The organism is Enterobacter sp. PGRG2, assembly GCF_030291195.1.
In the GTDB taxonomy this organism is placed as follows: domain Bacteria; phylum Pseudomonadota; class Gammaproteobacteria; order Enterobacterales; family Enterobacteriaceae; genus Enterobacter_D.
The window spans coordinates 4,294,873-4,321,230 of the sequence record NZ_CP127837.1; the positions used below are offsets into that span (position 1 = coordinate 4,294,873).

General features: G+C 57.6%; 26 protein-coding genes. 9 read left to right on the forward strand and 17 right to left on the reverse strand.

The window, feature by feature from the left end:
• Positions 1-25 precede the first annotated feature (25 nt).
• The 9 genes from iscX to trmJ all read right to left on the reverse strand — a co-directional run bounded on the left by iscX (position 26) and on the right by trmJ (position 6,544).
• On the reverse strand, positions 26-226 hold the full coding sequence (gene iscX / locus QRD42_RS19095) for a Fe-S cluster assembly protein IscX (protein ID WP_064544436.1): 201 nt from the start codon (positions 224-226) through the stop codon (positions 26-28).
• A gap of 1 nt (position 227) precedes the next feature.
• Entirely contained in the window at positions 228-563 is a 336-nt protein-coding gene (gene fdx / locus QRD42_RS19100; RefSeq protein ID WP_072569346.1) for an ISC system 2Fe-2S type ferredoxin, read from the reverse strand.
• 1 nt (position 564) lies between these two features.
• The gene (gene hscA, locus QRD42_RS19105) at positions 565-2,415 is read right to left on the reverse strand and encodes a Fe-S protein assembly chaperone HscA (RefSeq protein WP_072569347.1); all 1,851 of its coding nucleotides are present in this window, start codon (positions 2,413-2,415) and stop codon (positions 565-567) included.
• Between the two features lie 14 nt (positions 2,416-2,429).
• Positions 2,430-2,945, reverse strand: coding sequence for a co-chaperone HscB (gene hscB, locus QRD42_RS19110; RefSeq protein WP_318375568.1), 516 nt, complete (start codon positions 2,943-2,945; stop codon positions 2,430-2,432).
• Positions 2,946-3,022: 77 nt separating this feature from the next.
• On the reverse strand, positions 3,023-3,346 hold the full coding sequence (gene iscA, locus QRD42_RS19115) for an iron-sulfur cluster assembly protein IscA (protein WP_072569349.1): 324 nt from the start codon (positions 3,344-3,346) through the stop codon (positions 3,023-3,025).
• An 11-nt stretch (positions 3,347-3,357) separates the two neighbouring features.
• A complete protein-coding gene (iscU, locus tag QRD42_RS19120; RefSeq protein ID WP_064327000.1) occupies positions 3,358-3,744 on the reverse strand; it encodes a Fe-S cluster assembly scaffold IscU in 387 nt (128 codons plus the stop codon).
• A 27-nt stretch (positions 3,745-3,771) separates the two neighbouring features.
• The gene (locus QRD42_RS19125; RefSeq protein ID WP_321987868.1) at positions 3,772-4,986 is read right to left on the reverse strand and encodes an IscS subfamily cysteine desulfurase; all 1,215 of its coding nucleotides are present in this window, start codon (positions 4,984-4,986) and stop codon (positions 3,772-3,774) included.
• A gap of 141 nt (positions 4,987-5,127) precedes the next feature.
• The gene (gene iscR, locus QRD42_RS19130; protein ID WP_072569351.1) at positions 5,128-5,619 is read right to left on the reverse strand and encodes a Fe-S cluster assembly transcriptional regulator IscR; all 492 of its coding nucleotides are present in this window, start codon (positions 5,617-5,619) and stop codon (positions 5,128-5,130) included.
• A gap of 193 nt (positions 5,620-5,812) precedes the next feature.
• The gene (gene trmJ / locus QRD42_RS19135; protein ID WP_318362710.1) at positions 5,813-6,544 is read right to left on the reverse strand and encodes a tRNA (cytosine(32)/uridine(32)-2'-O)-methyltransferase TrmJ; all 732 of its coding nucleotides are present in this window, start codon (positions 6,542-6,544) and stop codon (positions 5,813-5,815) included.
• 120 nt (positions 6,545-6,664) lie between these two features.
• On the opposite strand from trmJ, the gene suhB reads away from it, so the two are divergent.
• The gene (suhB, locus tag QRD42_RS19140; protein ID WP_321987869.1) at positions 6,665-7,468 is read left to right on the forward strand and encodes an inositol-1-monophosphatase; all 804 of its coding nucleotides are present in this window, start codon (positions 6,665-6,667) and stop codon (positions 7,466-7,468) included.
• Between the two features lie 148 nt (positions 7,469-7,616).
• On the opposite strand, the gene QRD42_RS19145 is transcribed toward suhB, so the two are convergent.
• Complete coding sequence (locus QRD42_RS19145; RefSeq protein ID WP_321987870.1) at positions 7,617-8,597, reverse strand: nickel/cobalt transporter; 981 nt, start codon at positions 8,595-8,597, stop codon at positions 7,617-7,619.
• Entirely contained in the window at positions 8,588-9,226 is a 639-nt protein-coding gene (locus QRD42_RS19150; protein ID WP_321987871.1) for a DUF1007 family protein, read from the reverse strand. Before QRD42_RS19150 ends, QRD42_RS19145 begins: the two co-directional genes overlap by 10 nt.
• Before the next feature lie 126 nt (positions 9,227-9,352).
• Between QRD42_RS19150 and csiE the strand changes: the two genes are divergently transcribed.
• On the forward strand, positions 9,353-10,630 hold the full coding sequence (gene csiE / locus QRD42_RS19155) for a stationary phase inducible protein CsiE (protein ID WP_072569356.1): 1,278 nt from the start codon (positions 9,353-9,355) through the stop codon (positions 10,628-10,630).
• Here csiE and QRD42_RS19160 read toward each other — a convergent pair.
• A complete protein-coding gene (locus QRD42_RS19160) occupies positions 10,614-11,753 on the reverse strand; it encodes a 3-phenylpropionate MFS transporter (RefSeq protein WP_321987872.1) in 1,140 nt (379 codons plus the stop codon). The genes csiE and QRD42_RS19160 overlap by 17 nt on opposite strands.
• Before the next feature lie 419 nt (positions 11,754-12,172).
• Here QRD42_RS19160 and QRD42_RS19165 point away from each other — a divergent pair, with 419 nt between their 5' ends.
• From QRD42_RS19165 to QRD42_RS19190, 6 genes are all read left to right on the forward strand, one after another.
• Complete coding sequence (locus tag QRD42_RS19165; RefSeq protein ID WP_072569358.1) at positions 12,173-13,156, forward strand: autoinducer 2 ABC transporter substrate-binding protein; 984 nt, start codon at positions 12,173-12,175, stop codon at positions 13,154-13,156.
• A gap of 84 nt (positions 13,157-13,240) precedes the next feature.
• Positions 13,241-14,749 (forward strand): sugar ABC transporter ATP-binding protein, encoded by a 1,509-nt coding sequence (locus tag QRD42_RS19170; RefSeq protein ID WP_321987873.1) that lies wholly within the window; start codon positions 13,241-13,243, stop codon positions 14,747-14,749.
• A complete protein-coding gene (locus tag QRD42_RS19175) occupies positions 14,742-15,731 on the forward strand; it encodes an ABC transporter permease (protein WP_072569360.1) in 990 nt (329 codons plus the stop codon). Before QRD42_RS19170 ends, QRD42_RS19175 begins: the two co-directional genes overlap by 8 nt.
• A 1-nt stretch (position 15,732) precedes the next feature.
• Entirely contained in the window at positions 15,733-16,686 is a 954-nt protein-coding gene (locus tag QRD42_RS19180) for an ABC transporter permease (protein ID WP_129363183.1), read from the forward strand.
• A gap of 16 nt (positions 16,687-16,702) precedes the next feature.
• Entirely contained in the window at positions 16,703-18,340 is a 1,638-nt protein-coding gene (locus tag QRD42_RS19185; protein ID WP_072569362.1) for an FGGY-family carbohydrate kinase, read from the forward strand.
• Positions 18,337-18,936: a KpsF/GutQ family sugar-phosphate isomerase gene (locus QRD42_RS19190; protein ID WP_321987874.1), complete on the forward strand. Its 600-nt coding sequence runs from the start codon at positions 18,337-18,339 to the stop codon at positions 18,934-18,936. Before QRD42_RS19185 ends, QRD42_RS19190 begins: the two co-directional genes overlap by 4 nt.
• A gap of 229 nt (positions 18,937-19,165) precedes the next feature.
• On the opposite strand, the gene glyA is transcribed toward QRD42_RS19190, so the two are convergent.
• A complete protein-coding gene (gene glyA, locus QRD42_RS19195; RefSeq protein WP_072569364.1) occupies positions 19,166-20,419 on the reverse strand; it encodes a serine hydroxymethyltransferase in 1,254 nt (417 codons plus the stop codon).
• Between the two features lie 324 nt (positions 20,420-20,743).
• Here glyA and hmpA point away from each other — a divergent pair, with 324 nt between their 5' ends.
• Positions 20,744-21,934 carry an NO-inducible flavohemoprotein gene (gene hmpA / locus QRD42_RS19200; protein ID WP_321987875.1) on the forward strand — a complete coding sequence of 397 codons (1,191 nt, stop codon included), beginning with the start codon at positions 20,744-20,746 and terminating at the stop codon, positions 21,932-21,934.
• An 80-nt stretch (positions 21,935-22,014) separates the two neighbouring features.
• Here the strand turns inward: hmpA and glnB are convergent, their stop codons facing one another.
• From glnB to qseE, 4 genes are all read right to left on the reverse strand, one after another.
• Complete coding sequence (gene glnB, locus QRD42_RS19205; RefSeq protein ID WP_002438074.1) at positions 22,015-22,353, reverse strand: nitrogen regulatory protein P-II; 339 nt, start codon at positions 22,351-22,353, stop codon at positions 22,015-22,017.
• 78 nt (positions 22,354-22,431) lie between these two features.
• The gene (glrR, locus tag QRD42_RS19210) at positions 22,432-23,769 is read right to left on the reverse strand and encodes a two-component system response regulator GlrR (protein ID WP_318362701.1); all 1,338 of its coding nucleotides are present in this window, start codon (positions 23,767-23,769) and stop codon (positions 22,432-22,434) included.
• Entirely contained in the window at positions 23,756-24,487 is a 732-nt protein-coding gene (gene qseG / locus QRD42_RS19215; protein WP_321987876.1) for a two-component system QseEF-associated lipoprotein QseG, read from the reverse strand. The genes glrR and qseG overlap by 14 nt, the downstream gene beginning before the upstream one ends.
• Positions 24,484-25,920: a two component system sensor histidine kinase QseE/GlrK gene (qseE, locus tag QRD42_RS19220; protein WP_318376228.1), complete on the reverse strand. Its 1,437-nt coding sequence runs from the start codon at positions 25,918-25,920 to the stop codon at positions 24,484-24,486. Before qseE ends, qseG begins: the two co-directional genes overlap by 4 nt.
• Between the last annotated feature and the right edge of the window lie 438 nt (positions 25,921-26,358).

Consider the following 26,358-nt stretch of genomic DNA (forward strand, 5'->3'; position numbering starts at 1 on the left):
GGCCGCCCGCAGGCAGCCCGTTTAATTATTCTGCTTCATCTAACCAGACTAGCAGAATCGCTTCCAGAATTTTTTCATTGGATGCGTTTGGATCGTCATCAAAGTCTTCCAGGTCGCAAATCCACTGGTGCAGATCGGTGAAGCGAACGGTTTTCGGATCCAGATCCGGGCGGCTGTCGTACAGCGCCTCGCCGATTTCCCGGCTGTCGGTCCACTTGAGGCCCATATTAATGCTCCCGCGCGTGGTTGATGGTGTAGCGCGGCATCTCGACCACCAGGTCTTCGTCGGCGACGCGGGCCTGACAGCTTAAACGGCTTTCCGGCTCCAGCCCCCAGGCTTTGTCCAGCATATCGTCTTCGTCTTCGGTGCTCTCGTTCAGCGAATCAAAACCTTCGCGCACCACGCAGTGACAGGTGGTGCAGGCGCAGGATTTTTCGCAGGCGTGTTCAATCTCGATACCGTTGCGCAGCGCCACGTCGAGAATGGTTTCACCAGTATTCGCTTCCAGAACTGCGCCATCCGGACAGAGGTCCTGATGAGGCAGAAAAACAATCTTAGGCATGTTAAACCTCGTCTACGGAATGGCCTTTCAGCGCGCGACGGACTGACTGGTCCATGCGGCGAGCGGCAAATTCCTGGGTTTGTTTGTCTGTATTTTTAATAGCTTGTTCTATTGCGTCGGTGTCATCGCCTTCCGCCATCGCGCGCAGATGCGCGGCAGCGTCGTCAATGGCCTGACGCTCTGCGGCGCTTAACAGCGCGGCATCGGCAGCAAGCGCGCTTTGCAGGCTTTCCAGCACGCGCGCCGCCTCCACTTTTTGCTCCGCCAGCATACGCGCTTTCACGTCCTGCCCGGCAAAGCTCATGGAATCCTGGATCATGGTGGCGATTTCGCTGTCGGTCAGCCCGTAAGACGGTTTGACCTGAATAGAGGCTTCCACCCCGGTGGATTTCTCCATCGCGGTGACGGAAAGCAGTCCGTCAGCATCCACCTGGAAGGTGACGCGGATATGCGCCCCGCCCGCCGGCATCGCCGGAAGACCACGCAGCGCAAAGCGGGCCAGCGAACGGCAATCCTGCACCAGCTCGCGCTCGCCCTGCATCACGTGGATCGACATGGCGGTTTGCCCGTCTTTAAAGGTGGTGAATTCCTGCGCTCGCGCTACCGGAATGGTGGTGTTGCGCGGGATCACTTTCTCCACCAGGCCGCCCATGGTTTCGAGGCCGAGGGAGAGCGGGATGACGTCCAGCAGCAGCATTTCGCTGTCCGGCTTGTTACCCACCAGAATGTCGGCCTGGATTGCCGCGCCAATTGCCACCACGCGATCGGGATCGATGGAGGTCAGCGGCGTGCGGCCAAAGAATTCGCCGACGCGCTCGCGCACCAGCGGCACGCGGGTTGAACCGCCGACCATCACCACTTCCAGCACTTCACTGGCCTCGACGCCCGCATCTTTCAGCGCGCGACGGCAGGAAAGTAATGTGCGTTTTACCAGCGGCGCGATCAGCGCATCAAACTGCCCGCGGGTGATAGTGCCCTGCCAGCCCGCCACCTTAACTTCAACGCTGTCGGCGTCGCTTAAGGCGATTTTCGCCGCGATGGCCGCATCCAGCAGCTCGCGCTGTTGATGGTTGTCGCTGCGATCGCTCAGGCCCGCCTGTTCACGGATGTGATCCGCGAGCAGGTGATCGAAATCATCGCCGCCCAGCGCGGAGTCGCCGCCGGTAGCCAGCACTTCAAACACGCCACGGCTCAGGCGCAGGACGGAAATATCAAAGGTGCCGCCGCCCAGATCGTAAACCGCGATGACCCCTTCGGTGCCGGAATCCAGACCGTAGGCAATGGCCGCCGCGGTCGGCTCGTTAAGCAAGCGCAGCACGTGCAGCCCGGCAAGACGCGCCGCGTCTTTGGTGCCCTGACGCTGGGCATCATCGAAGTAGGCAGGTACGGTGATCACCACGCCGTCGAGTTCGCCCGCCAGCGCCTCTTTAGCGCGGGCAGCCAGTGCGGAAAGGATATCCGCGGACACACGCACCGGATTCAGCAAGCCAGCCGGGGTGGCGATCATCGGCAGACCGTTTTCACTGGCCTGCAACTGCAACGGCAGATGCGGATAACGGGCCTGAATATCCGCCAGCGAGCGCCCCATCAGGCGTTTTACCGAACTGATGGTATTGACCGGATCGCGGGCGGCGTTGTCGCGGGCGTCATAACCCACTGAGTGATTGTTCTGCTGATAATGCACGACCGAGGGCAGCAGGTGACGCCCTTCGCTGTCGGGCAGGGTTTCTGCCTGGCCGCTACGCACGGTAGCCACCAGCGAATTGGTGGTGCCTAAGTCAATGCCTGCCGCCAGCCGACGCTGATGCGGCGCAGCGCTCATGCCAGGCTCACTAATTTGTAATAAGGCCATGTTAGCTTCCGAAATTAAAAATCTTGCAGCTTTTCTTCGAGTTGTTCTGTCGTGCTGCGTAGTTTATCGAGAAAACGCAGTTTGCGCACAGCATCAGCGGCCGCGTCCCAGGATTTCGCGTCTAACTGTTCAATCATCTGCTGCTGACGGGCGTTGTACAGCGTGCCGATGCGGGTCTGAAAGGCTTCAAGCCTGTCGAGATCCTTCGCCTGTTCGATCTCATCCAGCTCTTCGCGCAGCTCAAGCTGTTCCATCAGGAACGCCGTGTCACGCACGGTATGCTGCTCGGAGGAGAGATCAAAACCCTGCAGCGACAGCAAATATTCGGCGCGCGTTAAGGGGTTGCGCAGCGTTTGCCATGCCTGATTGATCGTGGCGGAGTGTTGTACTGCGGCAAGCTGCTCGGCTGGGGTGCCGCTGGCAAACCGGTCAGGATGATACTGACGTTGCAGATCCTGAAAACGAGCTGTCATCGCCTGGATATCAAGGTGATAACCGGCGGGCAACCCAAAGAGGGTGAAGTAGTCCATAACCATTCCGGGGTTGATCAGTTAAAGCAAACCCCACACACAGCAGGCTGAGGTGGGGTTTGTTGGTTCAGGCACGATTAAACGTTGAAGCTTTCGCCGCAACCACACTCATCTTTAACGTTAGGGTTAGTGAATTTAAACCCTTCATTCAGGCCTTCTTTTACGAAGTCCAGCTGAGTGCCGTCGAGGAATTGCAGGCTCTTGCCGTCGACCACGACTTTCACGCCCTTGTCTTCGAAAACGGTATCTTCAGCCGCCGGTTCGTCAACAAACTCCAGTACATACGCCATGCCAGAACAGCCAGAGGTTCTGACGCCCAGACGCAGGCCAAACCCTTTTCCACGGTTGGCCAGGAAGGAATTTACGCGCGCGGCAGCACTGTCGCTAAGGGTAATCGACATACAAACCTCAACTATTTGGCTTCACGTTTGCTTTTGTAATCCGCAATCGCGGCTTTAATCGCATCTTCTGCCAGGATAGAGCAGTGGATCTTCACCGGCGGCAGTTCAAGCTCGTCAGCGATATCGGTATTTTTGATCGCCTGGGCTTCGTCCAGTGATTTACCTTTCACCCACTCGGTGACCAGCGAGCTGGAGGCGATAGCAGAGCCACAGCCGTAGGTTTTGAAACGCGCGTCTTCGATGATGCCGTCGTTGTTGACTTTGATCTGCAGTTTCATGACGTCGCCACAGGCCGGTGCACCCACCATGCCGCTGCCAACGCTGTCATCGCTGTTGTCAAAAGAGCCAACGTTACGCGGGTTTTCGTAGTGATCTATTACTTTTTCGCTATAAGCCATTTTCTATTCTCCTGATGCCGAAACCGATTAATGATGTGACCATTCGATGCTGTTGAGATCCACGCCCTGTTTGAACATTTCCCACAGCGGAGAAAGATCGCGCAGACGGCCAATGGATTTGCGTACCAGCTCGATGGTGTAGTCGATCTCTTCTTCAGTCGTAAAACGACCCAGCGAGAAACGGATAGAGCTGTGCGCCAGCTCGTCAGTCATGCCCAGCGCGCGCAGCACGTAGGATGGCTCAAGGCTTGCAGAGGTACAGGCGGAGCCCGAGGAGACAGCCAGGTCTTTCAGCGCCATGATCAGCGACTCGCCTTCAACGTAGTTAAAGCTGACGTTGAGGATGTTCGGCGCGCCCTGCTCCAGATCGCCGTTCAGATAGACTTCTTCCATATCCTTCACGCCATCCCACAGACGGTTACGCAGGACGCGCAGGCGCGCCATCTCGTTTTCCATCTCTTCTTTGGCGATACGATAGGCTTCACCCATGCCGACAATCTGATGCACCGGCAGCGTACCGGAACGCATACCGCGCTCGTGACCGCCGCCGTGGATCTGGGATTCGATACGGATACGCGGCTTACGACGCACATACAGCGCGCCAATACCTTTCGGACCGTAGATTTTGTGACCGGAGAAGGACATCAGGTCAACTTTCAGCTGCGTCAGATCAACCGGGATTTTACCCACGCTCTGGGTGGCATCCACGTGGAAGATGATGCCACGCGAGCGGCACAGTTCGCCGATGGTCGCAATATCCTGCACCACGCCGATTTCGTTGTTCACGTGCATGATGGACACGAGGATAGTGTCCGGACGCATCGCCGCTTCCAGCTCTTTCAGGTCGATAATGCCGTTACGCTGCGGGGCAAGGTAGGTCACTTCAAAGCCTTCACGCTCCAGCTGACGACAGGTGTCGAGAACCGCTTTGTGTTCGGTTTTGCTGGTGATGATGTGCTTGCCTTTTTTCTGATAGAAGTTGGCAGCGCCTTTGATCGCCAGGTTATCGGATTCTGTCGCGCCCGAGGTGAAAACGATCTCACGCGGGTCTGCGCCAACCAGTTCAGCGATCTGGTTACGGGCGATATCAACAGCTTCTTCCGCCTGCCAGCCGAAACGGTGGGAACGGGAGGCCGGGTTACCAAAGGTCCCGTCCATGGTCAGAAACTGCATCATCTTCTCGGCAACACGCGGGTCCACCGGCGTGGTTGCGGAGTAGTCGAGATAAATTGGTAATTTCATTGCTTTTAAGCTCCGTACATCACTCTAATGCAAGGAATCAGGCAATCGGCTGGATGTACGACCGAAGGGGCGGAACACGCGGTCCCGGCCTGATTCAGAAATTCTTTATTTTTTATGTATTATCCGAATCGAGTCGGATAACTAGGCGCGCAGCTTAACGTCGATAGCGTCCTGCGCGCGGGTATTACGTTGTGATTCCTGGCTGTGCTGACGATCGGACACGTCCATGACTTCCTGGTTATTCACCAGTTCGCCCAGCGTAATATTGTTTAAGAAGCCGGTCAGACGGTCGCTCAGATCGCGCCACAGCGCGTGGGTCAGGCATTTATCGCCGCCCTGACAGCCGCCTTTACCCTGACAACGGGTGGCGTCTACGGATTCGTCAACGGCGCTGATCACTTCGCCTACGGCAATGCTGTTGGCGTCTTTGCCTAACAGGTAGCCGCCACCTGGACCGCGAACGCTGGCAACAAGGCCATTTTTGCGCAGGCGGGAGAACAGTTGTTCCAGGTAAGAAAGGGAAATACCCTGACGTTCAGAAATATCTGCCAACGGAACCGGGCCAGCTTCGGAGTTGAGTGCAACGTCCAGCATTGCGGTAACGGCATAACGGCCTTTAGATGTTAGTCTCATGTCTTACTTAACCTCAAACGCGCCCCTGCCCGGGGTTGTTATTAAAATATGTAGTGTTGCATAGCAGGCGCAAGTCTGACATTCCCGACTAAAATGGTCAACTATTTACTTGACTGTTTTAGTCAGGTATTTGACCTTCTGTGCCGTCGTTATTAACTTCCCCGGCAAGCCTGTGCCGCCGGGCAAGCAACCGTTACTTCTCTTTATTCTTCAGCTCAATAATCGACGCCAGCATGCCGCGCAGGATATTGAGTTCCTGCGCTTCAGGGCGCGCGCGGGTAAACAGGCGGCGCAGTTTATTCATCACCTGCCCCGGATGGTTCTCGCGGATAAAACCGGTGGTCAGCAGCGTCTGTTCCAGATGACCGTAAAAGCGCTCCAGATCGTCCACCAGCGGATAGGGGATTTCCTCCGGCTGCGCGTCACTGCTTTCCTGGGTGGCAAGCCACGCCATGCGCACTTCATAGGCGATTACCTGCACCGCCATCGCCAGGTTCAGCGAGCTGTATTCCGGGTTGGCGGCAATGGCCACATGATAGTGGCACTTCTGTAATTCTTCGTTGGTCAGACCGACGCGTTCACGGCCAAACACCAGCGCCACCGGCGCATGTTGCCCTTCGCTGACGCTTTTCAGGCCGCACTCGCGCGGATCCAGCATCGGCCACGGCAGGGTGCGGGAGCGCGCGCTGGTACCGACCACCAGGCTACAGCCCGCCAGCGCTTCATCCAGCGTGTCCACAATATTGGCGTTGCCGATCACGTCGCTGGCGCCTGCCGCCAGGGCGATGGCCTGCGAGTCAGGTTTAACCAGCGGATTCACCAGCCAGAGATTGGTCAGACCCATGGTTTTCATGGCGCGGGCGACCGAGCCCATGTTGCCGGTATGAGAAGTTTCAACCAGTACGATACGGATATTTTGCAGCATAAGTTTTCTACGGCTAAAGATTATTCACGCATATTATCATAAACCGAAGACAGATAACGAACTCGCTGCTATACTCTGCGCCGTTTTCCCCCGTTCTTTAACATCCAGTGAGAGAGACCGATGCATCCGATGCTGAACATCGCCGTGCGCGCAGCGCGCAAGGCGGGTAATTTAATTGCCAAACACTACGAAACTCCTGACTCTGTCGAAGCGAGCCAGAAAGGCAGCAATGATTTTGTGACTAACGTTGATAAAGCTGCTGAAGCAGTGATTATCGAAACCATTCGCAAATCTTACCCGCAGCACACCATCATCACCGAAGAAAGCGGTGAGCTTGAAGGCGAAGATCAGGATGTACAATGGGTTATCGATCCACTGGATGGCACTACCAACTTTATCAAACGTCTGCCGCACTTCGCGGTATCCATCGCTGTTCGTATTAAAGGCCGCACTGAAGTCGCTGTGGTTTACGATCCGATGCGTAACGAACTCTTCACCTCTACCCGTGGTCAGGGCGCACAGCTGAACGGCTACCGTCTGCGCGGCAGCACCGCCCGCGATCTGGACGGCACTATTCTGGCGACCGGTTTCCCGTTCAAAGCCAAACAGCATTCCAAATCCTATATCAATGTGATCGGTAAACTGTTCACCGAGTGCGCTGACTTCCGTCGCACCGGTTCTGCCGCGCTGGATCTGGCCTATGTTGCCGCCGGTCGCGTGGATGGTTTCTTTGAGATTGGCCTGAAGCCGTGGGATTTCGCCGCGGGCGAACTGCTGGTGCGTGAAGCAGGCGGCCTGGTGTGTGATTTCACCGGCAACCATAACTACATGCATACCGGCAACATCGTGGCAGGTAACCCGCGCGTGGTGAAAGCCATGCTGGCGAACATGCGTGACGAACTGAGCGATGCGCTGAAGCGTTAATTCGTCTGGTTTTGCCCGGTGGCGCTATGCTTACCGGGCCTACGGGACTGTCTGGTTCTGCCCGGTGGCGCTTCGCTTACCGGGCCTACGGAACTGTGTGGTTCTGCGGGTTTTGTAGGCCGGATAAGCGCAGCGCCATCCGGCGGTATCAAAACGGTCTTAACCCCCGCACCGGCGTTACCGCGCTCATCCACATCACCACTGCCGCTACCACCAGCACCGCCCCTCCGGCCAGCGCCAGCGTGCTCCAGCCGATCTGCCGCCACAATACCGGCGCTTTATTGCCGCCAAGCTTCACTGCTAACTGACGGAAACTGTGCACCAGCAGCGCCAGCGACGAAATGGTCAGCGAGGTGCCTGCCGCCATCGCCATTGCGGACGCCATACCCCAGCCAAACACCCCGATCACCTTACTGAACAGCAGCACCATCAGCGCGCCGGAACAGGGACGCATCCCCATCGACAGCACGATCATCAGCCGCGCCCGCCAGTCATCGCCGCTCTGTAACTGATCCGGCGTGGGCAGATGCTGATGCCCGCAACCGCAGTGCTCGTCATGGACATGATGCGGCGTGAAAGACTTAAAGGTCGGTCGCCGGAGTAAGCGGCGTAACTTTTTCAGCGCGCGAACGCATAACAGTACGCCCAGCACCCCCACCAGCGCATAGCTGGCTTTCTCAAGCCAGGCTCCGCTGATATGCAGTTGCCGTGCGGGAAACTCAAGTAGCGTCAGTACCACCACTACCAGCGCAATCGCTACCAGCCCCTGTAATAAGGAAGCAGCCAGCGTCAGGCCAATACTGGATCGTAGTTTTGACGGATGGGTGGCAAGCCAGGTGGCGATCACCACTTTGCCGTGTCCCGGCCCGAGCGCATGCAGCACGCCGTAGAGAAAACTGAATGCTAACAGCGAGCCGCCTGCCCTTGCCGGATTATCCGCCACAGCCTGTAACAGCCCGCTCATGCGTCTGTTGACATCCCGCTGCCAGCCAACGCTTTCATACAGGATCCATGACCAGTGCTGCCACAGCAAAATGCCGCACACGGCGGCCACCATAATAAACAGCGCCAGCGGCCAGAGCGCCGTCCAGCGTCGCGGGCGTTTCATCGTCTGGCCTGTCACTGACATATGACTGTCACCTTTTGCGCGAACTGTTGTCCCAGCGCCATGTCTTCAGGCGGCGCGTCCTCTTTATCCAGCGACTGCGCGAACTTCAGGGTTTCTTCGCCCGGCGTCGGCGTATCCACCTTCAGCTGACAGCTTTTTTGCAGCGCCGCGGGCAGCGTCACGTCCTGATCCCGGGCATAGCTCATGTCCACATAATAGGTGGGATCGAAGGTGGAAAAGGTGTAGGTCTGTCCGGCGAGCGGCTGCGGCTCGGCCAGCGGCAGTACGAATGTCAGCACCGCCTGATGCCTTTCCCGCGCCATACCGTACTGGCTGGGGCGATTGAGGAACTTCACCTTCTGGCCGTTGTGCCAGAATTCGGTGAAGTAGTGCTGCCCCAGCACATTGGCCATCACTTCGGCGGCGAGTTTTTTCCAGATCTCATCTCCTGGCTTTGCGTCTTTCGCGTCATACAACAGATCCGCTGAAGTGATCTCATCCATCGTCCAGCGCATTTGCAGCCCGGTAAGCTGGCCGTTGTCCGCCACCAGCGCCGTCTGCAGGCCGATAAAGCTGTGCGGATGCGCCTGCGCGGGCAGCGATAAAAGCGCGAGAAAGAGCGCACCGGCGCATTGTTTAACTGTTTGCATGTGTTCCTTACGTGAAAAATTCTGTGATGTTCCCCGGCATTCCTGAGGGAAAGCTCCCCGCTTGCGCTTTCGCCGTCGCATCCTTTAGCTATTCTTAACAAAAACCCCTAACTGGAGCCAACGCAGATGACCCTTGTGATGACCCCTCCATCTGTCCTCTCCAGCCCACAACGTCGCTGCCATGCTTTTCTGATGTTGTCGTTGCCCGGACACGCTCTGACGCCCGAAAGCCTTGGCGAACTGAACGGTGTGGATGGTGCCGTCACCCGGCAAGATATAGCCGACACGGGTCTGGAGATCCAGCGTTATCATCGGCTGAATATTATCACCCAGCCCGATGGCTGTTATCGCATCGAGGGCAGCGTTCTGGATCAGCGGCTGTGCCTGGTGCACTGGCTGCGGCGTGCGCTGCGCCTGTGCCCGCAATTTATCAACGATCATTTTACCCCGGCCTTAAAAACCGCCCTTAAACAGAGCGAGATTGCCCGCCCGTTGTATGACGATACCAATCTTCAGGCGCTGATTAATCTTTGCGCGCGCAATTTGCAGCGCCAGTTTGAATGCCGCGACGTGCAGTTTCTGCGTCTCTATTTGCAGTATTGCCTGCTGCAACATCAGCTTGGCTTTACTCCGGAGTTTAATCCCGTCCAGCAGGCCTGGGCGCAGAGCCGCGCAGAATACCGCGCCGCTCAGGACATTGTGCGTCACTGGCAACGCCGGGTGGCGAAGATGCCCCACGACAGCGAACACCTGTTCCTGGCGGTGATGTTTATGCTGTTGCGCACCCCGGATCCGCTGCGCGACGGGCATCAGCAGGACCTGCGGCTGCGCCGCGCGGTGAACCAGATGATTGGCCGCTTTCATGCACTTTCAGGTATGCGCTTCAGCGATGAGCAGGGGCTGGCGGATCAGCTCTATATCCATCTGGCGCAGGCGCTGGATCGCAGTCTGTTCGGCATCGGCATTGATGACACCCTGCCGGAGGAGATGCACCGCCTCTATCCGCGCCTGATGCGCACCACCACACAGGTAATGGGCGGCATGGAGCAGGAATATGGTCTGCGCTTTAGCCCGGAGGAGACCGGTCTGGTGGCGGTAATATTTGGCGCGTGGCTGATGCAGGAGAGCGATCTGCACGAAAAACAGGTGCTGATCCTCACCGGCGACGATCCGCAGCTTGAGCAGGAGATTGAGCTGCAACTGCGCGAACTGACGCTATTGCCGCTCAATATTAAGCACCTGAGCCTGGCAGCGTTTCAGGAGGAAGGCGCGCCGCGGGAAGTGGCGCTGATCGTCACGCCCTACGCCACCGCCCTGCCGCTGTTCTCCGCCCCGCTAATCCATGCCGCCGGATCCCTGAGCGAGCAGCAGCAGAGCCATATCCGCGTTATGCTTGAGGGCTGATGCGCGGACGCAGCACCATTGCCGGTAAGGCCACCAGCGCCATCACCCAGAAGACGCCCTGGTGCAGATGCTGGAACAGGAATCCGGCGAAGACGGTCATTACCGCGATGCTGCCGCCCATGGCGACGGCGGAGTAAACCGCCTGCAAGCGGATCACTTCAGCGCCCTGACGGGCGGCGATATAGCGCATGGCTGCCAGATGGCAGACGGTGAAGGTGCCGCAGTGCAGGATCTGGATCAGCACCAGTCCCGGCAGCGCCGTCGTCCAGCCCATCAGCCCCCAGCGCACCACCCCGCACACCGCCGAAAGCAGCAGCAGATCGCGGGCGCTCCAGCGGCGGAACAGTTTATTGCTCAGGGTAAAGACCACCACTTCCGCCACCACGCCCAGCGACCAGAGATAGCCCACCGTTGAGGCGGAATAGCCCGCCTCCTGCCAGTAAATGGCGCTGAAGCCGTAATAGGCGGCGTGCGCTCCCTGTAACAACGATACGCAGGCCAAAAAACGCCAGCTCTGGCGGATCAGGCTTTTCCACGCCGGCCAGCCTGCGGCCTCCTGCTGGCGGCTTTGCCCCTGCGGCATTACCGTCGGGCGCAGCAGCATTCCCAGCAGCATGGAGATCAGGCCAAGCGTGAGCATCGCCAGAATCGCCTGATGATCGTACAGACTCACCAGCTTGCCGGTCACCGCCGAGCCAATCACAAAAGCGATGGATCCCCATACCCGCACCCGGCCATAGTCCATGGTGATCTGCTTTTGCCAGGTGTTGGCGAGCGCATCCGTGAGCGGCACCAGCGGCGAGAAAAACAGGTTAAAGCCGATCATCACCACCATCAGCCAGGCGACGCTACGTCCTGCCCAGAATGCCAGCGCAAACAGCAGCGTAAGCAATGCCAGCACCCGCAGCGCGGTAATAAGTCTGGAAGGATCGCTGACGCGCGGGGCGATCAGCAGACTTCCAAGGAAGCGCGCCACCAGGCCTGCGCCCAGTAAAATACCGATGGTTTCCGGCGTTAAACCGGTGCCCTTGAGCCAGACGCTCCAGAAAGGCAGAAAGATGCCGTAGCTAAAGAAATAGGTGAAGTAGGCGAGCGCCAGCCAGCGCGTGGAGTGCAGAACCATGATTTCCTCCTGAATGGTGGCGACAGTCTGGCGATAAACGGCGGTAAACACAAGTGAGCGCTTAACAGGTTTTTAACATCACCGGTAAAAAACCGCCCAGGGCAGGCTTATCGTTTCAGCTCACATATTTGAAACATTCCCGGCGGCTGGCGCGCAGAAATCCGGCAAAAAAGCCGCTTCAACCCATCAAATGATAAATAATTGTTAATTTATAGTTAATAAAAAATCCGAATTTAACAAAGACAGCCTTACTCATTGTGAAGCTAATGTTATTTTTTAACTATAATTTAACTAAATTAGATCTAAAAAATAACAAAAATGGGCAGTCATCACATTTAAAAAATCTACGATTCATCTCCTCTTCCCTTCGTTGTTAATCTCTGTGCGTGACATGCCCGTACCCTACATAAGGTAAAACTATGAAATTCAAACTCGCCTTACTCAGTGCAGCCCTGGTTTCTGTCAGCATGTTGTCCGGTAACGTTGCGGCGGCGGAAAAGTATGAAATTGCCGTGGTGGCGAAAGTCACCGGCATTCCCTGGTTCAACCGCATGGAAACCGGCGTGAACGACGCCGCCAAAAAGCTGAATGTGAATGCGTATCAGACTGGCCCTTCCACACCCGATCCTGCCCAGCAGGTGAAGGTGATTGAGGATCTGATCGCCAAGAACGTCAACGCCATTATCGTGGTGCCTAACGATGCGAAGGTGCTGGAGCCGGTGCTGAAAAAAGCGCGCGACAAAGGCATTGTGGTGCTGACCCACGAATCCCCGGATCAGCAGATCGGCCAGTGGGATATTGAAACCATCGACAGCGAAAAATATGCGCAGGCTAACGTCGATGAGCTGGCGAAAAGCATGGGCGGCAAAGGCGGCTACGCCATTTACGTGGGATCGTTAACGGTGCCGCTGCATAACGCCTGGGCGGACTACGCCATCAAATATCAGAAAGAAAAATACCCCGAGATGTTTGAAGTCACCTCCCGCCTGCCGGTGGCGGAAAGCATTGATAAATCCTACTCCACTACCCTAGATCTGATGAAAACCTATCCGCAGATGAAAGGTATTATCGGCTTTGGCTCCCTTGGCCCAATCGGTGCCGGTCAGGCGGTGCAGAAGAAACGCGCTAAAGAAAAAATGGCGGTTGTCGGTATTGCCATGCCTGCCCAGGCCGCGCCGTACCTGATGCGCGGCGACATTAAAAAGGCGCTGCTGTGGGATCCGAAAGATGCCGGTTATGCGCTGGTTACCGTTGCCGATCAGCTGTTGCAGGGCAAGGAAGTGACGCCGGATCTGACCATCGATGGTTTAGGCAAAGCCGATGTGGATATGGACAAAAAAGTGATCCGCTTTAACAAGATCCTCGAAGTCACCAAAGATAACGCGCAATCACTCGGTTTCTGAGGCACTCCGCCCGCACCAGGGAAACCGAATAACTAAAACAATTCACACTCAGCGCCCGTAAGGGCGCTTGCAGGAGTATTGCCCATGGCAGACACCGCCGCATTTATCTCACTTGAGAATATCAGCAAGCAATTTCCGGGCGTGCTGGCGCTGGATAACGTGAACCTGACGCTGAAAAAAGGCGAAGTTCACTGTCTGGCAGGGCAGAACGGCTGCGGAAAAAGCACCATCATTAAAGTGATTTCCGGCGTCTACCACCCGGAAAAAGGCGCGCAGATTATGCTCGACGGCAAGCTGTTCCATCAGCTGACGCCGCAGCTCTCCGCCCATTACGGTATTCAGGTGATTTACCAGGATCTGTCGCTGTTTCCGAACTTCAGCGTGGCGGAAAACATTGCCGTTAACCGTTATCTGCCGGGGGGCGATATCTGGGTGCGCCGCGAGGCGATGAAAGCCCAGGCGCTGGCCGCCATGAAACGCATTGGCGTGGCCCTCGACCCGGATAAAAAAGTCGAAAAACTCTCCATTGCTGACCGCCAGCTGGTGGCGATCTGCCGCGCCATCGCCGCCGATGCCCGGCTGGTGATCATGGATGAGCCCACCGCCTCGCTGACGCGCCAGGAGGTGAACGGCCTGCTGCGGGTGGTGAATGAACTGAAAGCGGCGGGCATCTGCGTGGTCTTTGTCAGCCACCGTCTGGATGAGGTGATGGAAGTGGCAGATCGCATCAGCGTGATGCGCGACGGTAAGCTTGTCGGCACCTGGCCTGCGCAGGAGCTGGACAGCCACGAGCTGGCGTTCCTGATGACCGGGCAGCGTTTCCACTACAGCCCGCTGCCGGAAAAACCGCCCGCCGATCAGCCGCCGATGCTGGAGTTACGTAACCTGAGCCGCAAAGGAAAATACCAGAACATCGATCTGTCATTACGCAGCGGCGAGATTGTTTCTGTTGTCGGCCTGCTGGGCGCGGGCCGTACCGAGCTGTGCCTGAGCCTGTTTGGCATGACGCAGCCGGAGAGCGGCGAAATACGCATCAACGGTCAGCCGGTGCGCCTGCGTAATAATCACGACGCCATCAGACACGGCATCGGTTATGTGTCGGAAGATCGCCTGACGCAGGGGCTGATCATGGAGCAGTCGATCTATGACAACACCATCGTCACGGTCTTCGACAAACTCCATACCCGCAGCGGCCTGCTCGATCATGCCAAAGCGCAAAAGCTGGTAAGCGATCTGATCCGCGATCTGAACATTAAAGTTTCCGATCCACACCTGCCGGTGAAAACCCTCTCCGGCGGCAACGCCCAGCGTATCGCCATCGCCAAATGGGTGGCGACTAACCCGCGCATTCTCATCCTGGACTCCCCCACCGTCGGCGTGGATATCGCCAATAAAGAGGGCATTTATCAGATTGCCCGCGATCTGGCGGAACAGGGTATGGCGGTGCTGATGATTTGCGATGAGATCCCGGAAGCCTACTACAACAGCCATCGCGTGCTGGTGATGCGCCGCGGCGAGCTGGTCGCTGAATTTAACCCCCATCGCTGTACCGAAGCGGAAATTGCTGAAGTGGTCGAGGTCATCAATGAATAACGTGCGTCTTTCCCGCCTCGTCGGGCAACATGAGTTCTGGCTGGGGCTGTTAGTGATCGCCCTGATCGTCGGGCTGAGCGTCAGCACCGATGAGTTTCTTTCGCTGGGCAACCTGACGGATGTCGCCACCAGCTATGCCATTCTGGGCATTCTGGCCTGCGGACTGTTTGTGGTGCTGATTTCCGGCGGCATCGATATCTCTTTTCCGGCGATGACCGCCATCGCGCAGTATGCAATGGCAAGCTGGATGATCGCCCACGGCGGCAACTTTGTGCTGGCGCTGGCGATGGCTATTGCCGTCGGCCTGCTGCTCGGGCTGATTAACGGCTTTCTGGTCTACTGGCTGCGCGTACCGGCGATCATCATCACCATCGCCACCCTCAACGTCTATTACGGTCTGCTGGTCTACGCCACCAAAGGCACCTGGCTGTACGGCTTCCCGGACTGGTTTATGAACGGCATCAACTGGTTCTCCTTTACCGCTGCCGACGGCTACGACTATGGCCTGACGCTGCCGCTGCTCTGTCTCGCCGCAGTGATAATATTCACTGCCATTCTGATGAACTACACCCGGCTGGGCCGCCAGATTTACGCCATGGGCGGCAACCGTGACGCCGCCTCCCGCCTCGGGCTGAACCTGCTGAAGCTGCACTTCTGCGTTTACGGCTATATGGGCATTCTCGCCGGTATTGCCGCCGTGGTGCAGGCGCAGATCACTCAGTCGGTTGCGCCTAACTCCCTGCTCGGCTTTGAGCTGACGGTGCTGGCCGCCGTGGTGCTGGGCGGCACCAGCATGACCGGCGGCCGCGGCACGCTGACCGGCACGCTGCTCGGGGTGATCCTGCTGGCCTTCCTGCAAAACGGCCTGACGCTGTTAAGCGTCTCCTCTTACTGGCACACCGTGTTCAGCGGCACCATTATCCTGATCAGCATCAGCGCGACGGCGTGGAACGAAAAACGCAAACTTGCAGGGGAACTTTAAGATGAAAACCTTCGCCCGTTATCTGCCTGGTGATGCCATCATTCGCCTCCAGTGCGTGATCATTATTGTCGTCGCCGTGGTCTTCTCGGCGCTGCTGGGCAGTCGCTTTTTCAGCGTGGCGAATTTCCAGTCCATCAGCTCGCAGCTGCCGATCCTCGGCATGCTGGCGCTGGGCATGGGGCTGACCATGCTCACCGGCGGCATTAACCTGTCGATTATTGCCGGTGCCAACGCCTGTTCGCTGGTGATGGCGGCGATTATTGTCAGCCATCCGGATAACCCCCTCTTCTTTATGCTGGCGCTGCTGGCAGGGCTGGCCGTCGCGGTGGCAATAGGCGTGCTTAACGGCGCGCTCATCGCGTGGGTGGGCGTTTCGCCTATTCTTGCGACCCTCGGCACCATGACGCTGATCTCCGGGCTGAACATTCTGTTTTCTAACGGCACGGTGATCTCCGGCTTCCCGGCGGCGATCCAGTATTTAGGTAACGCCACCCTCGCGGGGATCCCCGTCGCCCTGCTGCTGTTTATTCTTGTAGCCGTGCTGCTGTGGGTGTTACTGGAGCACACGACGCTTGGACGCAGCCTCTATCTGGTGGGTTCGAACGAGCAGGCCACGCGCTATTCCGGGGTGAATACCGTGCGGGTGCAGATTTCCGTCTATGTGATTTCCGCCCTGCTCGGCTGGGTGGCGGCCATCCTGATGATGGCGAAGTTCAACTCGGCGAAGGCCGGTTATGGCGAATCCTATCTGCTGGTGACCATTCTTGCCTCGGTGCTTGGCGGCATAAACCCGGACGGCGGCTTTGGTCGCGTCATCGGCCTGGTGCTGGCGCTGGTCGTGCTGCAAATGCTGGAAAGCGGCTTCAATCTGCTGGGGATCAGCAGCTATCTGACGATGGCGCTCTGGGGCGCGGTGCTGATCCTCTTTATTGCCTTACAGAATCGTAAAGCCTGATTTCAGGAGAAAAAAGATGGCGAGTTACTTCATTGGTGTGGATGTCGGAACCGGAAGCGCCCGCGCGGGCGTATTTGACCTGAACGGCAGAATGGTCGGCCAGGCGAGCCGGGCCATTGAAATGTATCGCCCGCAGGCGGATTTCGTTGAGCAGTCTTCTGACAATATCTGGCAGGCGGTGTGTAATGCAGTGCGCGATGCCATTAACCAGTCGGACGTCAATCCGATCCAGGTGAAGGGGCTGGGATTCGACGCCACCTGTTCGCTGGTGGTGCTGGATAAAGAGGGCAAGCCGCTGACCGTCAGCCCCTCCGGGCGCAGCGAGCAGAATATCATTGTGTGGATGGATCACCGCGCTATTACGCAGGCCGACCGCATCAACGCCCTGCACCATCGGGTGCTGGATTACGTCGGCGGCATCATTTCCCCGGAAATGCAGACGCCGAAACTGCTGTGGCTGAAGCAGCATATGCCGAACACCTGGGCCAATGCCGGTTACTATTTTGACCTGCCGGACTTCCTGACCTGGCGCGCCACCGACGATGATACCCGCTCCCTCTGCTCCACCGTCTGCAAGTGGACCTACATGGGCCATGAAGATAAGTGGGACGGCAGCTATTTCCGCGAGATAGGGCTTGAGGATCTCCTTGAGCACGACGCGGAAAAAATTGGCCGCTATGTAAAAACCATGGGCGAACCGCTCGGCCACGGCCTGACGCCGCGCGCCGCCAGCGAAATGGGGCTGATCCCGGGCACGGCGGTCAGCGTGTCTATTATTGATGCCCACGCCGGTACGCTCGGTACGCTGGGCGCCTGCGGCGTGTCAGGGGAAGTGGCGGATTTTGATCGCCGCGTGGCGCTGATCGGCGGGACTTCCACCGGGCATATGGCTATCTCGAAAGCGCCGCGTTTTATCGGCGGCGTCTGGGGGCCGTACTATTCGGCGGTGCTGCCTGGCTACTGGCTGAACGAAGGCGGCCAGTCGGCGACAGGCGCGCTTATCGATCATGTGATCCAGTCGCATCCCTGCTATGAAACGCTGCTGGCGCAGGCAAAAACCCAGGGGCAGACCATTTATGAACTGCTGAATGCCCTGCTGCGTAAAATGGCGGGCGAGCCGGAAAACATCGCCTTTCTGACCCGCGATATGCATATCCTCCCCTACTTCCACGGCAACCGCTCGCCGCGCGCTAATCCGACGCTCACCGGGGCGATCACCGGCCTGAAGCTTTCCCGCACGCCCGAGGACATGGCGCTGCAATATCTGGCGACCATTCAGGCGATTGCGCTGGGCACCCGCCATATTATTGAAACCATGAATCAGACCGGTTACGCCATTGATACCGTGATGGCCAGCGGCGGCGGCACCAAAAATCCGGTGTTCGTGCAGGAGCACGCCAACGCCACCGGCTGCGCCATGCTGTTACCGGAAGAGAGCGAAGCCATGCTGCTGGGCAGTGCGATGATGGGCACCGTGGCCGCAGGCGTCTTCGACAGCTTCCCGGAGGCGATGTCAGTGATGAGCCGCATCGGTAAAACGGTGACGCCGCAAACCAACCGTATCAAGCAGTATTACGATCGTAAATATCAGGTGTTCCATGAGATGTACCTCGATCATATGAAATACCGTCAGTTGATGCAGGAGGTCGAATGAACAGCGCCTGGCGTCAGGCAAACGAGGCCTGGCAAACCTACAGCGACGCGCTGGCCGGACTGGGCCAGCATCTGACCGCTGAACAGTGGGACGCCCTGCTGGCAGAGCTGCGCGGCTGTACGGGGAAAATCGTGGTCACCGGGGTGGGAACCTCCGGCATCGCGGCGCGCAAAATCGCCCATATGCTGGCCTGCGTGGAGCGTCCGGCGATCTATTTGAACGCCACCGATGCCGCCCACGGCGATCTGGGTTTTTTACGGGCGGGGGATCTGATGATCATGCTGTCCCGCGGCGGAAACTCCGACGAACTGACCCGCCTGCTGCCGGGGCTGGCGGCCAGACAAGTGCCGCTGATCAGCGTCACGGAAAACCGCGGGTCGGCGATTGCTCAGGCGGCGCGGCTGGTGATCTCAACGGGCGTGCAGCGGGAAGTGGATCCGCTGAATATGCTGGCAACCACCTCAATCATTCTGGTGCTGGCGATTTTTGATGCGGCCTGCGCCTGTCTGATGAGCGAGAGCGGGTATACGAAGGAGACGCTGCTGGCGGTGCATCCGGGCGGGGATGTGGGTGTGACGCTGCGCGGGGAGCGGTGATAKYGCCCGGCGGCGCTGCGCTTGCACGGGCCTACATGAACTGGTTATGCCCGGCGGCGCTGCGCTTGCGCGGGCCTACATTAACGGCTGGCGGGTTATGCCCGGCGGCGCTGCGCTTGCGCGGGCCTGGATTAACCCGAAGAACCAAAGACAAGTAGGCCGGGTAAGCGCAGCGCCACCCGGCAATAAAAAAGGCCGCTTACGCGGCCTTTTCAGGGTTTATCGCGGATCAGGCATAAACCGGGAAGCGGGCGCAGATTTCCAGCACTTTCTGTTTCGTGCGTTCAATCACCGCTTCATCATTGATGCTGTCCAGCACGTCACACATCCAGCCAGCCAGTTCCTGGGCTTCCGCTTCTTTGAAGCCGCGACGGGTGATGGCCGGGCTGCCGATACGGATACCGGAGGTCACGAACGGGCTTTTCGGATCGTTCGGCACGCTGTTTTTGTTCACCGTGATGTTAGCGCGACCCAGCGCGGCGTCAGCTTCTTTACCGGTCAGGTTTTTGTCCACCAGATCCAGCAGGAACAGGTGGTTATCGGTACCGCCGGACACCACGTTGTAGCCGCGATCGAGGAATACCTGCACCATCGCTTTCGCGTTTTTCGCCACCTGCTGCTGGTAGGTTTTGAATTCCGGCTCCAGCGCTTCTTTCAGCGCTACGGCTTTACCGGCGATCACGTGCATCAGCGGGCCGCCCTGCGCGCCAGGGAAGACCGCAGAGTTCAGTTTTTTGTACAGCTCTTCGCTGCCGCCTTTCGCGAGGATCAGACCACCGCGCGGACCAGCCAGCGTTTTGTGGGTTGTGGTGGTCACCACGTGGGCATGCGGCACCGGGTTCGGGTAAACGCCCGCGGCAACCAGACCGGCCACGTGCGCCATGTCGACAAACAGGTAAGCGCCGATGCTGTCGGCGATTTCACGCATTTTCGCCCAGTCAACCACGCCGGAGTACGCGGAGAAGCCGCCGATGATCATTTTCGGCTTGTGGGTCTGCGCCTGTTTTTCGAGGTCTGCGTAATCAATATGACCGGTCTCATCAATGCCGTAAGGCACGATATTGTAGAGCTTGCCAGAGAAGTTAACCGGGGAGCCGTGAGTCAGGTGGCCGCCGTGCGCCAGGTTCATACCTAGCACGGTATCGCCCGGTTGCAGCAGTGTGGTGTATACCGCGAAGTTAGCCTGCGAGCCGGAGTGCGGCTGGACGTTAGCGTAGTCAGCGCCGAACAGTTCTTTCGCGCGGTCGATCGCCAGTTGCTCAACGATATCCACGTATTCACAACCGCCGTAGTAACGTTTACCCGGATAACCTTCCGCATATTTGTTGGTCAGCTGAGAGCCCTGAGCCTGCATCACGCGCGGGCTGGTGTAGTTTTCGGAGGCGATCAGTTCAATGTGTTCTTCCTGACGTACTTTTTCCTGCTCCATAGCCTGCCACAGTTCGGCATCATAATCGGCAATGTTCATTTCACGTTTTAACATCCGCATCTCCTGACTCAGCTAACGGTAATTACAGCTCTGAAGGGGGGCCCTTTTGGGCAACGGCGACCAGTATAACTGATTCATATCGTGATAACAGGTCTTGACAAAGGATTTTACGCAAACGATTGGCTGCCCGCCGTACAAGGGTTTGATGGAAAAGCCGTAACCCGGGGGATCCGGATTTCTTTTCAGCTTTGTGATGTAAATTTTTCATGACTGTGAGCCGCCATAACTAAAATGCATTAAATCATTTACAAGCGCAGGGTTATTTCTATAAGATGCATATAAAATACAACTTATAGTTCTGCTAAAAAGGAAGCTGCCATGCTAGACGCACAAACCATCGCTACCGTGAAATCCACCATTCCCCTGCTCGTCGAAACCGGCCCGAAACTTACCGCCCATTTCTATGACCGGATGTTTAAACATAATCCTGAGCTGAAAGAGATCTTCAATATGAGCAATCAGCGTAATGGCGATCAGCGTGAAGCGCTGTTCAATGCCATTGCCGCCTATGCCAGTAATATTGAAAATCTGCCTGCGCTGTTGCCGGCGGTGGAGAAGATCGCCCAGAAGCACACCAGTTTTCAGATCAAACCAGAACAGTACAATATTGTCGGTGAGCATCTGCTGGCGACGCTGGATGAGATGTTCAGTCCGGGCCAGGAAGTGCTGGATGCGTGGGGCAAAGCCTATGGCGTACTGGCAGGCGTGTTTGTAAATCGTGAAAGCGAACTGTATCAGGAGCACGCCAGCAAAACCGGCGGCTGGGAAGGCACACGAGCGTTTCGCATCACCGCAAAAAATCCGCAGAGTGCGCTTATCACCAGCTTTGAATTTGCGCCGGTGGATGGTCAGCCGGTGGCGGATTATCAGCCGGGGCAGTATCTCGGCGTATGGCTGAAGCCGGAAGGTTTTCCGCATCAGGAAATTCGTCAGTATTCCCTTACCCGCAAACCCAACGGGAAAAGCTACCGTATCGCTGTTAAGCGCGAGCCGGGCGGTCAGGTATCAAACTGGCTGCATAATGACGCGACTGTGGGTGACATCGTGCATCTGGCGGTACCGGCGGGTGATTTCTTCTTACAGGTGACGCCGGAAACACCGGTGACGCTGATTTCCGCGGGCGTCGGCCAGACGCCGATGCTGGCGATGCTCGATACCCTGGTCAGCCGTCAGCACGCCGCGCAGGTGAACTGGTTCCATGCGGCGGAGAATGGCGATGTGCATGCTTTTGCCGATGAAGTGGCGCAGCTTGGCGCACAGCTTGCTCACTTTAGTTCGCACACCTGGTATCGTCTGCCGACTGACACGGATCGCGCGGGGGCTGGCTATAACAGCGAAGGCCTGATGGATTTGAGTCAGACTGAAGGGTTGTATTCCGATTCGGCGATGCAGTTCTATCTGTGCGGACCTGTGGTGTTTATGCAGTTTGCCGCGCGACAGCTGGTGGAGTCGGGCGTGAATAAAGACAACATTCATTACGAATGCTTCGGGCCGCATAAAATGCTGTAATCGCCCGACGGCGCTTCGCCTGCACGGGCCTGCGAAGAGTTTTGCAGGCCGGGTAAGCGCAGCGCCACCCGGCAAGAATGCTAAATAGCCGCGTCGTCTTCTTCACCGGTACGGATACGCACCACGCGGGCGACGTCGAAGACAAAGATTTTGCCGTCGCCAATTTTACCGGTTTGCGCCGTGCGGATAATGGTATCCACGCAGGTATCAACAATATCGTCGGTGACGACAATTTCAATTTTCACTTTCGGCAGAAAGTCCACCATGTACTCAGCGCCGCGGTACAGTTCGGTATGCCCTTTCTGGCGGCCAAAGCCTTTCACTTCGGTCACGGTCATCCCGGTAATGCCCACTTCGGCCAGCGCTTCGCGCACATCATCCAGTTTGAAAGGTTTAATAATCGCATCAATCTTTTTCATGGTGGTTCCCTGAATTTTTGCCTGCAGGCGGCTACGTTATCGGTTGCTCACACTACCATATTCACTGCGCTTTGCGGATCACTCTTTAAAATCGTTCGCATCAAGTTCATGGCGCGATAACAATTTATAAAATTCGGTGCGGTTGCGCCCGGCCATGCGCGCGGCGTGAGTCACGTTACCTTTGGTGATTTGCAGCAGCTTGCGCAGATAGTTCAGCTCAAACTGGTTTCTGGCTTCGGCGAAGGTCGGCAGCGCGGTGTTCTCCCCTTCCAGCGCCTGCTCCACCAGCGCATCGCTGATCACCGGCGAGGAGGTGAGCGCCACGCACTGCTCGATAACGTTCACCAGCTGGCGCACGTTGCCGGGCCAGCTGGCGGTCATCAGCCGCTTCATGGCGTCGGTGGAAAAGGCGCGCACAAAGGGTTTATGACGATCCGCTGACTGGCGCAGAAGGTGATTCGCCAGCAGCGGGATATCTTCGGCACGCTCCGCCAGCGCCGGGATCTTCAGGTTCACCACGTTCAGGCGATAAAAGAGATCTTCACGGAATTCGCCGCGCTCCATCGCTTTCGGCAGATCGCGGTGGGTGGCGGAGATAATGCGCACGTTGATGTCGATATCGCGGTTGCTGCCGAGCGGGCGCACTTTGCGCTCCTGCAATACGCGCAGCAATTTCACCTGTAACGGAATGGGCATATCGCCGATTTCGTCGAGGAAAAGCGTGCCGCCTTCCGCCGCCTGAAACAGCCCTTCACGGCTGCTGACCGCGCCGGTAAAGGCGCCACGGGCATGACCAAAGAGCTCGGACTCCAGCAACTGTTCCGGCAAGGCACCGCAGTTGATGGCGATAAAAGCGTTTTTACTGCGCGGGCTGGCGTTATGGATTGCCTGCGCGAGGATCTCTTTGCCGGTGCCGCTCTGGCCGTTAATCAGCAGGCTGACGTCCGACTGCGCCACCATGCGCGCCTGCTCCAGCAGACGCAGCATCAGCGGGCTACGGGTAACAATGGTTTCCCGCCAGAGGTCATCCCCTGCCGGGGCGGAGTGCTCCAGCGCGCCGTCGATGGCTTTGTAGAGCGCGTCTTTATCCACCGGCTTGGTGAGGAAGCTGAATACGCCCTGCTGGGTGGCGGCCACCGCGTCGGGGATCGAGCCGTGCGCCGTCAGGATGATCACCGGCATGCCCGGCTGCTGACGCTGGATCTCGGCGAACAGCTGCATGCCGTCCATTTCATCCATCCGCAGGTCACTGATCACCAGATCGATTTTTTCTCGCGCCAGCACGCGCAACCCTTCCTGGCCACTTTCAGCAGTGACCACGCTGTGGCCTTCGCTGGTCAGACGCAGGCCGAGCAGTTTAAGTAAGCCGGGATCGTCGTCCACCAGCAGCAGACGGGCGGGTTTACGGCTTGTCATGGCTGGCATCCTCATTTTTCACGTCAGGGTTGGTGGAAGGCAGATCGTTACCGGCGGGTTTCCGCGTCGATAAACGCCGTTCGATATCGGTCAGGTTTTCCAGTTTGCGCGAGGTGGTTTCCAGCTGTTCACGCAGGTATTGCTGCTGCTGACGCAGGGTATCCAGTTCGCCATCGGCAGACTGCTGGAGCTTGCTGTAGCGGTAGCGCTCTTCTGACAGCTGTAATTGCAGCGCCTGCCCTTCGCGCCACACCTGATACAGCGGACGTACCTGGGCCGGTAGCTGCGGGCTGAGGGTGTCGAGACGGGTAACGAAGGCGCGACGTTCCACCGGCGAAATCTTGGCGCTGGCCAGCAGAATGCCGCGCTTGAAGGTATCCTGCCAGGTGTCATCCGGCCAGCTTCGCGCTTCGGCGCGGGCGGTCGCGGGCGCCAGGCGTTCCGCGCAGTCCATGCCGCGCAGCCAGTACAGCGGGTTAGTATCCACAGATTTTCCGTGCAGCGACCAGATGTCGTTGCAGTCGGTGGACAGGAAATCCGCCAGTTGATGCAGGGGAAGTTTCTCTTCCTGTTTTTCGTTGACGGCGCTTTTTGGCACATGGGCAATACAGCCCGTCAGCAGCAGACAGGGCAAGCCTGCGCGCAGAAGCCCTGACAACGACACCGCGTTAAGCACGCGATTAAAAATGTGCGACATACTCACCAGACGTAGATTCATTTTAGGGATTTTTCCGGCGCACTGAGCGGTAGCTCAATGCGGAAACAGACATCTGACTGGCTGTCGGCCACCAGATGCAGCTCACCTCGCATGCGATGAATACAGTCTCTGGCGATACTCAGCCCCAGCCCACTGCCTTTCACCGCCCCTTTTCGTTGATGACTTCCCTGGAAAAAGGGTTCAAAAATCATCGCCTGTTCCGCTTCGGGGATCGGCGTACCCGTGTTGGCTACCTCAATGGCTAAGCGTGCCCCATGAGTGTAGCTGCGAATATAAATGTTACCGGATTCAGCCCCATAGTGCACCGCGTTCGAGTAGAGATTATCGAGCACGCTCATCAGCAGCATCGGCTCCGCCAGGCAGTGCGTTTCCGGCAGTGAGATGTCGGTATGCATCATTTTAGCCCGTGCCGGTAAACTGTGTGCGGCGATCACCGCCTCCACCAGCGGCGCTAAATCAACCCTTTCCAGTTCGACCGCGCCATCCGCCAGCTTGCGGTTGTAATCCAGCAGTTGCTCAATGAGTTTTTGCAGGTTACGGCTGCTGTCATCCAGAATCGCCACCACCTCTTTTTGCTCCGGGGTGAGCGGGCCAACTACTTCATCGGCGAGCAGCTCCGTGCCTTCGCGCATACTGGCGAGCGGGGTTTTCAGTTCGTGGGAAAGATGGCGTAAAAACTGGTGACGCTGGGACTCAAGCCAGGCGAGGCGCTCGCTGAGCCAGAGAATGCGCTCGCCCACCGAACGTAATTCCCGCGGCCCTTTAAACAGCACCCGCTGCCCGAGCGTGCGCCCTTCGCCAAGACGATTGATCATCCGCTCAATGCCCTTCACGGGGCCGATGATCATGCGGGTAAACAGCAGTACCAGCCCCAGGCTGACCAGAAACAGCACCAGCGCCTGCCAGCCAAAGAACTGCCCGCGCTCGGCGATCTCCTGTTGCAGTTGTTGCCCGCGGGAAAACACCACCGCGCGCGTGGACTGCACCATCATGGTATTAGCGGCGGCAAAGGCCTCCAGCCGCGCTGAGGCGGCGTCGCCGGGGCCGCTGTTATGGCACTGCAACTGCGCCAGATCGTTCAGATCCTGGCGCAGCGCAAGATAGAGTTTTTCATCCGGCAGCACGCCTGCGTGGGCATCCAGCATATCGCTGTAGCGCTTACGCTGGCTCTGGTAGACGCGGGCCAGGGTGGGATCGTCCAGCACGCAATACTGGCGATAGCTGCGCTCCATTTCGAGGGCAACGTTGGTCATCGCCTCGCTACGACGGGCATCAATCAGCGTGGTACGGTTGGTCTGCGCCGCCTGGGCGCTGAGGGTATTAAGGCTCTGCCATGCCTGCCAGGCCAGCACTAACAGCGGCAGCAGGATCAGCAAAAAGGCCATCATAACCAGTTGTCGCAGGGAGCGGGGGAAGCCGGGCCAGGGTTTCAACGCACTATTCTCGTGAAAGCGGATTTTAGAGGATGCTAACTGAGTAACGCGCCGGGGGAAAGTTAAGATTACCGTGGGACAAAAACAACAAAGCCGGGAATTACCCGGCTTTATCTGGAATTAGGCGGTGCCTTACTCGACGTTTCGCCCGGGGTCTGAAATAGCAGCGCTATGATCAGCAGTTGGACGGCAGGCACCTTTTTGTGCGTCATTCTGAGTTTATGTAGCACGTCCCGAAGGGGCTGACATAAGAAGGTGAATGAGCCACTGCCTTATAATATGCACAACCCGTGCCAATGTACAGGGTTTATTATTTAAGCATTGAATTAAAAGGATTTAATTATTTAAACGGTGGTACTTAGCCTGCTCACTTTTACGCCATACTGTCGCCAAAAAGCAACACAGAGGAAGCGCAAAAGTCATCACCAATAAAATCAA

Excerpts from the sequence above, each read along its gene's own strand:
- glyA (WP_072569364.1), bottom strand. The coding sequence starts at position 20,419 with ATGTTAAAACGTGAAATGAACATTGCCGATTATGATGCCGAACTGTGG.
- hscA (WP_072569347.1), bottom strand. The coding sequence starts at position 2,415 with ATGGCCTTATTACAAATTAGTGAGCCTGGCATGAGCGCTGCGCCGCAT.
- QRD42_RS19190 (WP_321987874.1), top strand. The coding sequence starts at position 18,337 with ATGAACAGCGCCTGGCGTCAGGCAAACGAGGCCTGGCAAACCTACAGC.
- fdx (WP_072569346.1), bottom strand. The coding sequence starts at position 563 with ATGCCTAAGATTGTTTTTCTGCCTCATCAGGACCTCTGTCCGGATGGC.
- QRD42_RS19125 (WP_321987868.1), bottom strand. The coding sequence starts at position 4,986 with ATGAAATTACCAATTTATCTCGACTACTCCGCAACCACGCCGGTGGAC.
- QRD42_RS19180 (WP_129363183.1), top strand. The coding sequence starts at position 15,733 with ATGAAAACCTTCGCCCGTTATCTGCCTGGTGATGCCATCATTCGCCTC.
- QRD42_RS19160 (WP_321987872.1), bottom strand. The coding sequence starts at position 11,753 with ATGGTTCTGCACTCCACGCGCTGGCTGGCGCTCGCCTACTTCACCTAT.
- QRD42_RS19165 (WP_072569358.1), top strand. The coding sequence starts at position 12,173 with ATGAAATTCAAACTCGCCTTACTCAGTGCAGCCCTGGTTTCTGTCAGC.
- qseG (WP_321987876.1), bottom strand. The coding sequence starts at position 24,487 with ATGAATCTACGTCTGGTGAGTATGTCGCACATTTTTAATCGCGTGCTT.
- glrR (WP_318362701.1), bottom strand. The coding sequence starts at position 23,769 with ATGACAAGCCGTAAACCCGCCCGTCTGCTGCTGGTGGACGACGATCCC.
- hscB (WP_318375568.1), bottom strand. The coding sequence starts at position 2,945 with ATGGACTACTTCACCCTCTTTGGGTTGCCCGCCGGTTATCACCTTGAT.
- QRD42_RS19145 (WP_321987870.1), bottom strand. The coding sequence starts at position 8,597 with ATGTCAGTGACAGGCCAGACGATGAAACGCCCGCGACGCTGGACGGCG.
- QRD42_RS19175 (WP_072569360.1), top strand. The coding sequence starts at position 14,742 with ATGAATAACGTGCGTCTTTCCCGCCTCGTCGGGCAACATGAGTTCTGG.
- glnB (WP_002438074.1), bottom strand. The coding sequence starts at position 22,353 with ATGAAAAAGATTGATGCGATTATTAAACCTTTCAAACTGGATGATGTG.
- hmpA (WP_321987875.1), top strand. The coding sequence starts at position 20,744 with ATGCTAGACGCACAAACCATCGCTACCGTGAAATCCACCATTCCCCTG.
- iscR (WP_072569351.1), bottom strand. The coding sequence starts at position 5,619 with ATGAGACTAACATCTAAAGGCCGTTATGCCGTTACCGCAATGCTGGAC.
- QRD42_RS19185 (WP_072569362.1), top strand. The coding sequence starts at position 16,703 with ATGGCGAGTTACTTCATTGGTGTGGATGTCGGAACCGGAAGCGCCCGC.
- suhB (WP_321987869.1), top strand. The coding sequence starts at position 6,665 with ATGCATCCGATGCTGAACATCGCCGTGCGCGCAGCGCGCAAGGCGGGT.
- QRD42_RS19150 (WP_321987871.1), bottom strand. The coding sequence starts at position 9,226 with ATGCAAACAGTTAAACAATGCGCCGGTGCGCTCTTTCTCGCGCTTTTA.
- trmJ (WP_318362710.1), bottom strand. The coding sequence starts at position 6,544 with ATGCTGCAAAATATCCGTATCGTACTGGTTGAAACTTCTCATACCGGC.
- QRD42_RS19170 (WP_321987873.1), top strand. The coding sequence starts at position 13,241 with ATGGCAGACACCGCCGCATTTATCTCACTTGAGAATATCAGCAAGCAA.
- iscU (WP_064327000.1), bottom strand. The coding sequence starts at position 3,744 with ATGGCTTATAGCGAAAAAGTAATAGATCACTACGAAAACCCGCGTAAC.
- iscX (WP_064544436.1), bottom strand. The coding sequence starts at position 226 with ATGGGCCTCAAGTGGACCGACAGCCGGGAAATCGGCGAGGCGCTGTAC.
- iscA (WP_072569349.1), bottom strand. The coding sequence starts at position 3,346 with ATGTCGATTACCCTTAGCGACAGTGCTGCCGCGCGCGTAAATTCCTTC.
- csiE (WP_072569356.1), top strand. The coding sequence starts at position 9,353 with ATGACCCTTGTGATGACCCCTCCATCTGTCCTCTCCAGCCCACAACGT.